A 5599-nucleotide genomic window follows, 5' to 3' on the forward strand; every position below is an offset into this window, starting at 1 on the left:
GTAAATTTGTTACCTCTCTTACCCACTCCATAATTAAACAACTCTGCAATGTCTCCTATTTGTCCTCCTAATAATGAGAATTGGTATAAGTAATAAGAAAAATACTAATTTACGTGAAGAAGTTACCTATTTTAAACTAGATTCTTACTTTGAAAGAGTGGTTGGGTCATGCGATACTGCAGAAGATAAACCATCTGCAACCCCACTGTTATTCGCATTAGAAGAGAGTACGTTGCCTATAAATAGAGAAAATGTGTTTTTCGTTGGTGATAGCATCACAGATGTTCTGTGTGCACAAAATGCCAATTGTTTACCTATTATATACGGTCAATCAATAAGCGGTTATGAAGATTTGTTATGTTTTCAACATTTTGATAAACTTACAGATTTTGTAATAAAGTATTTAGAAGATAGGTAATGACCGCTGTTACAGAGATTGCCAGTATAACAAGACGCTTTTGCGCGTATTTAATAGATGTAGCAATTTTATTAATTCCAACTTTATTAATTATACTGCTATTAGAGGATTCTCCGTTGATCTTACATCTATCATACATGTGTGTAAATTGTAGTTACTTCACATATTTTATATCTTCAAAGGCCCAAGCAACTCCCGGTCAACAGTTAATGAATATGTATACTATCAATTTAGATAATTCTAAAATAGACTTGAATTTAGCGTTTGACAGAAGCTCTTCCCAGTTTTTTCTTCCTTTGTTAAACAGTGTAGTAGTTGTCCTTACTGAATTTTTGCAAGATCAGGAAGTATTAGTGAATGTCTTGAGTGCATTGAAAGTAATTATAGTGCTACTCACTCTCTGCTGGTATCTAGTTGCTTGCTTCTCTAAGAAAAAACAGACATACCACGACATGCTATTTGATACGGTTGTTATCAAAGGAACTATTAAATGAGTTGCTATAACTATCGTTATCATATAAATTATGCTGATGAATTGAACTAGGGGAAGATTATGAATGAAGAGATAGTAAAACATTTGAACAAATTATTGACCAATAAGCTGACTTCTGTACGCCAGTATCTTTTGCATTTTGCGATTCTCAAAAACAATGGAATTAATAGACTTGCAGAAAAGGTAAAAAATGAGCTTAACGAAGAACTTGAACATGCAAGCAAGTTGGCAGAAAGAATTTTGTTATTTAAAGGAGTCCCAAATTTTCAGGATACAAACGAAATATCAAAGTATGATGGAAAGTTTACAAAAGACACAATACGGAAAATCTTAGAAGCTAATTTGAAATTAGAGGGAAAAGGTATTAAGGATATCAAAGAAACGATTTCTATCGCTGAGAAAGAAAAGGATTTTGTTAGTGTAATGTTATTAGAAGGGATGTTAAAAAATGAAGAAGAGCACTTCCATTGGATTGAGAAACAGATCGATCTTATTGAACTAATGGGTGTTGAAAACTATTTAAGAACACAAATATAGAGTGTTAAAAAAAATAGTATTTATTTTAATTATACCTTGCTCACTTCTTTTTTTATTAGGATTATGGCAAGTATTCAGATTGAACTGGAAGAATAATATTATCAAAAATATGAATCTTCCAGTGGTTCATCTATTGCCCAATAACGACCTTGAAAAATTTAACTATAGGCATGTCAAGATTGGTGGGATTCTAAGTAGCATAGAACTATATGTTTTTGCAGGGCAACACGGCTATCACGTGCTGTCTCCTATGTTGCTCACCACTGGACGTTACATGTTGGTGAATAAAGGAATAGTCAGAGAAAAAAAGGAGAAAAAAGTAAAAATTGAAAAAGTAGTTGTAGATGGAATTTTATATTGCGATAGCAATAAAAGCAAAAATTGGTTTATCAAGAACGATACTGCTTCGAATACATGGTTTACCCTGAGTACAGAGGAAATTTCCAATGAGTTAGGTATTAAGCTAGAGAAGTGTGTATTGTGGTCGAACAATTTTGGCAGCAAATTAGCTATACAGCCAATGAAGCATTTGGAATATGCAATCACTTGGTTTGCACTTTCCTTAACTTGGTTAATTATGTGCGTAATTTACTATAGGCAAAACCTCAATAAAGCTTGAAGCTTTCTGTACATAAAATTAGAGAAGTAGTCATTCATCTTTATCACTACCAAGATCTTTTAACATACTGTAATTACCTTTTCTAAATCTACTTTTTAAAGACGTAACTCCACTTTCGCTAATACCACTGAGGCTCAGTGCAGCTCCGCCTAGCTGCAATCCTATCTCAGATGTTTCAGGAATAATTTTACTAGCTCCTAGGTCTCTATAAACCTCCACATTACTCAGATCTGGTAAGCGTATTACAATATTTACATGCGGAAAATTTGCAGCAACTAAAGAAACAACTTTTTTTATAGTAACTTCATTCTTTATTGAAATAACGAGAGCTTGAGCTCTTTCTATTCCTACCGATTTTAAAATTTCACATCTTGTAACATCTCCAAGATATATAGGAAAACTATCACTTTTTCCTTCTTTGACTATTTTCGATTGAATATCTACAACAACGTAACTTAAATGCTCTGCCGTAAGCATTTTTGTTACCATATATCCCACTCTACCAAATCCAGCAACTATCACATGGTTATAAAGATCTTGTGTATCTGTTTCAACAGCTTCATCATCTAATATTGTTTTCTCAGTGCTAAATGAGCTTGCTACCCAATCTCCAAGCCCCGATAAAAGAGGAGTGAAAGCCATGGTTACTGTAGTTACCATCATAAGTACTTGAGCGAGTTCACTTGGTAGCACATTTAGCTCATCTGCTAAGCGAAATAAAATGAACGCAAATTCACCGCCTTGTGAAAGCAGTAACCCAGCTTGTACGGCAGGTGCACTCTTAAACCCAAAAAATCTACACAATATATATATGATAGATGTTTTTAAAACGATAAGGATAATCGATAATAAAGTAATTAGTGGTAACTTATTGAGTAAAAGTTCGGTATTGATGGACATACCAACAGTCATGAAAAATAAGCCAAGAAACAAATCTTTAAATGGTAATACCGCGTGTTCCACTGAGTGTCTATATTCTGTTTCTGCAACTAACAATCCAGCAACAAATGCACCTAATGCCAACGATAAATGAAATTGCTCAGTAATAAATGCTGCTCCTAATACTATTAAAAGCGTCGTTGAAATAAAGATCTCATTACTTTCCATTTTAGCAATAACCGAAAATAAAGGTCTAAGCAATAATCTACCAGTTATAAATATCAGCACTAATGCAATGGCTGCTTGCACTAATGAGCCTGCCAATGAGCTTATCAGGCTGTGCTCAGAATTGCCAGCAAGTAAAGGTACCAATACTATTAATGGTACCACTGCAAAATCTTGCATTAATAGTACTGCTATCGACAACCTACCAACCTGACTTGCTTGAGAACCTTTTTCTTGCAGAACCTGCAACACTATTGCTGTTGAGGATAGCGCAAGCCCACCACCAATAACTGTTGCTATATTCGTATTCACTCCGAAAGCAAGAGCGATGCACCATATTGCTACCATGGTAACTATAACTTGAAGAGAACCGAACCCAAATACATGAATACGCATAGCGATCAGGCGTTCAAATGTCAATTCAAGGCCTATAATGAATAACAGAAAAACTACACCAAATTCTGCAAGATTATCCATTGCTTCAGCTGAGTGTATCAGACTAAATCCATGAGAACCAATAACTGCACCTGCAACGAAGTAACCGAGCACTGGACTAATATTCATTTTCCAAAACGCTATGACTATAAACACAGCAGCAGAAAGCAAAATTATAATATCAAACAAATGCTGAGAGCCACTGTGCATGATATTTAACCTGTAGAATTAGACCATTTAATTGAGCAGCCAATACTTGATTTTTGGTCAATTGGAGAATTACCAGTTTCTGCAATAAATTTCATAGCTTGAAATAAGTCACTACTTCCTACTTCATAGCTTTGGACCTTTTCTTTTTTTGTGTCATTAAAACGTCCACGATAGCAAAGGTTTAAATTGGAATTAAAGCCAAAAAAGTCAGGAGTGCAAACAGCCCCGTATTCTTTAGCTATTTTCTGTGTACTATCGATTAAATATGGAAATGTAAACTTATTTTCCTTGGCAAAATTAATCATGTTTTCAAAGGAATCTTCTGGATATTCATTTACATCATTTGACATTATTGCAACGGTATTCACCTGATAATCTTTTTTCAATTGATCAACATCGCTTACCAGATTGCTAATAATTGACTGAACGTAAGGACAGTGATTGCATATAAACATTACGATAAGACCATTTTTTCCACAGCAGTCACTTAATGTATAGTATTTATTGTCTACTCCCAAAAGATTAAAATCTTTTGCAGTAAAACTAAAATCGACTTTAGGAGTGTTCAGAGCAACCATAGACTATTATTATACCATATGTAATTTACGGTCTTATTATTTAAATGTCAAACGGTTTCTATGTATACTGTTTGCATATTCTTTTTTAGTATTATAATTATAAAACTTATGTTCATAACTTTCGAAGGAATAGACGGCTCTGGTAAAACAACACAATCTAAGCTACTTGCAAATCATTTTAAGCAAATTCACGGCGAAAATAATGTAGTGTCGACTCGAGAACCAGGTGGCACTGATTTTGCAGAAAAGATAAGAGGAGTGTTGTTAACAAATAATATTGATCCTATTTCTGAACTCTTGCTATTTATCTCAATGAGGCACGAACATATGAAAAAATTAATATTACCAGCTCTTGCAGAAGGGAAAATAGTGATTTGTGATCGGTTTATTGATTCAACCATTGCATACCAAGGATATGGGTTTGGAGTTGATTTAAAACTAATAGAAGATTTGCATAGGTTGGCTGGAGTTAGATATCCAGATATTACATTTATTCTAGATATTGATGTTAAAGTTGGGTTAAGTAGAGCGAAAGACAAGAATAAATATGAAGAAATGGATGTTAATTTTTATAATAAAGTTGGAAAAGGGTTTAAAGAAATTGCCATAAAAGAGCCCGGTAGGTGCCATGTCATCACTGAAATTGAAACAAAAAATGATAATCAAGTACACAATGAAATTATTAGACTTCTTGCATAACCTAAATTAAAAGGCAATTATTTTTGGCGTTTTTTGTAACAGCTGATAATTGTGATTTAAGTCCGTCAGGAAAAGGGGTCATCCAGGTAGCCTCTTTCTTGTCATCCGAGTAGCCGACACTTGGATCCAGATCGGATACTGAGTTGGTGAGTATAAAAGTATAGCTAACGCGAGCTCTACGTCATACCGCCGCGGTATCTCTAGATCCCGCTAACAAGCAGCGGGATGACGAGCTTATCGTCATGCCACCACGAACCGTCATACCGCCGCAGACCGTCATACCGCGATTCATTCGCGGTATCTCAGCCGCTAACACGTAGCAACTATTCTCCCTCATCATACCGCCGCGGTATCTCCAGATCCCGCTAACAAGTAGCGGGATGACGATTGTCGTTTAGCTATAAATATTTAAGAAATTTACCAAATGAAAAAAAAGGCAAAAGAAGCCCCGTGGTTGGCTAATTACTTACATTATACTTTCAAGTATGGCGTTTTTTTATTCTAAA

6 protein-coding genes and 1 pseudogene are annotated in these 5599 nt (G+C 34.8%); 5 read left to right on the forward strand and 2 right to left on the reverse strand.

What is annotated here, in order from left to right:
• Positions 1–85: 85 nt before the first annotated feature.
• The 4 genes and pseudogenes from OZD66_RS03525 to OZD66_RS03540 form a co-directional block, all read left to right on the forward strand.
• A pseudogene (locus tag OZD66_RS03525) lies at positions 86–418 on the forward strand (HAD family hydrolase); the annotation flags it as partial.
• The gene (locus OZD66_RS03530) at positions 418–912 is read left to right on the forward strand and encodes an RDD family protein (RefSeq protein ID WP_182367226.1); all 495 of its coding nucleotides are present in this window, start codon (positions 418–420) and stop codon (positions 910–912) included. The pseudogene OZD66_RS03525 and the gene OZD66_RS03530, both read left to right, overlap by 1 nt.
• Positions 913–971: 59 nt before the next feature.
• Positions 972–1448 (forward strand): bacterioferritin, encoded by a 477-nt coding sequence (gene bfr / locus OZD66_RS03535; protein ID WP_182367224.1) that lies wholly within the window; start codon positions 972–974, stop codon positions 1446–1448.
• A 1-nt stretch (position 1449) separates the two neighbouring features.
• Positions 1450–2067 carry an SURF1 family protein gene (locus OZD66_RS03540; protein WP_182367223.1) on the forward strand — a complete coding sequence of 206 codons (618 nt, stop codon included), beginning with the start codon at positions 1450–1452 and terminating at the stop codon, positions 2065–2067.
• A gap of 30 nt (positions 2068–2097) precedes the next feature.
• Here the strand turns inward: OZD66_RS03540 and OZD66_RS03545 are convergent, their stop codons facing one another.
• Together OZD66_RS03545 and OZD66_RS03550 are read right to left on the reverse strand one after the other, a co-directional pair.
• On the reverse strand, positions 2098–3816 hold the full coding sequence (locus OZD66_RS03545; protein WP_182367221.1) for a monovalent cation:proton antiporter-2 (CPA2) family protein: 1719 nt from the start codon (positions 3814–3816) through the stop codon (positions 2098–2100).
• A gap of 5 nt (positions 3817–3821) precedes the next feature.
• Entirely contained in the window at positions 3822–4394 is a 573-nt protein-coding gene (locus OZD66_RS03550; RefSeq protein ID WP_182367219.1) for a thioredoxin family protein, read from the reverse strand.
• A 108-nt stretch (positions 4395–4502) separates the two neighbouring features.
• On the opposite strand from OZD66_RS03550, the gene tmk reads away from it, so the two are divergent.
• Positions 4503–5093, forward strand: a complete 591-nt coding sequence (tmk, locus tag OZD66_RS03555) for a dTMP kinase (RefSeq protein WP_182367217.1) — start codon at positions 4503–4505, stop codon at positions 5091–5093.
• Positions 5094–5599: the final 506 nt, after the last annotated feature.

The organism is Wolbachia endosymbiont of Drosophila baimaii (assembly GCF_028982185.1).
GTDB lineage: Bacteria > Pseudomonadota > Alphaproteobacteria > Rickettsiales > Anaplasmataceae > Wolbachia > Wolbachia pipientis.

What these genes read in the sequence shown, in the direction of transcription:
- OZD66_RS03530 (WP_182367226.1), top strand. Translation starts at nt 418, where the DNA reads ATGACCGCTGTTACAGAGATTGCCAGTATAACAAGACGCTTTTGCGCG.
- bfr (WP_182367224.1), top strand. Translation starts at nt 972, where the DNA reads ATGAATGAAGAGATAGTAAAACATTTGAACAAATTATTGACCAATAAG.
- OZD66_RS03545 (WP_182367221.1), bottom strand. Translation starts at nt 3,816, where the DNA reads ATGCACAGTGGCTCTCAGCATTTGTTTGATATTATAATTTTGCTTTCT.
- OZD66_RS03550 (WP_182367219.1), bottom strand. Translation starts at nt 4,394, where the DNA reads ATGGTTGCTCTGAACACTCCTAAAGTCGATTTTAGTTTTACTGCAAAA.
- tmk (WP_182367217.1), top strand. Translation starts at nt 4,503, where the DNA reads ATGTTCATAACTTTCGAAGGAATAGACGGCTCTGGTAAAACAACACAA.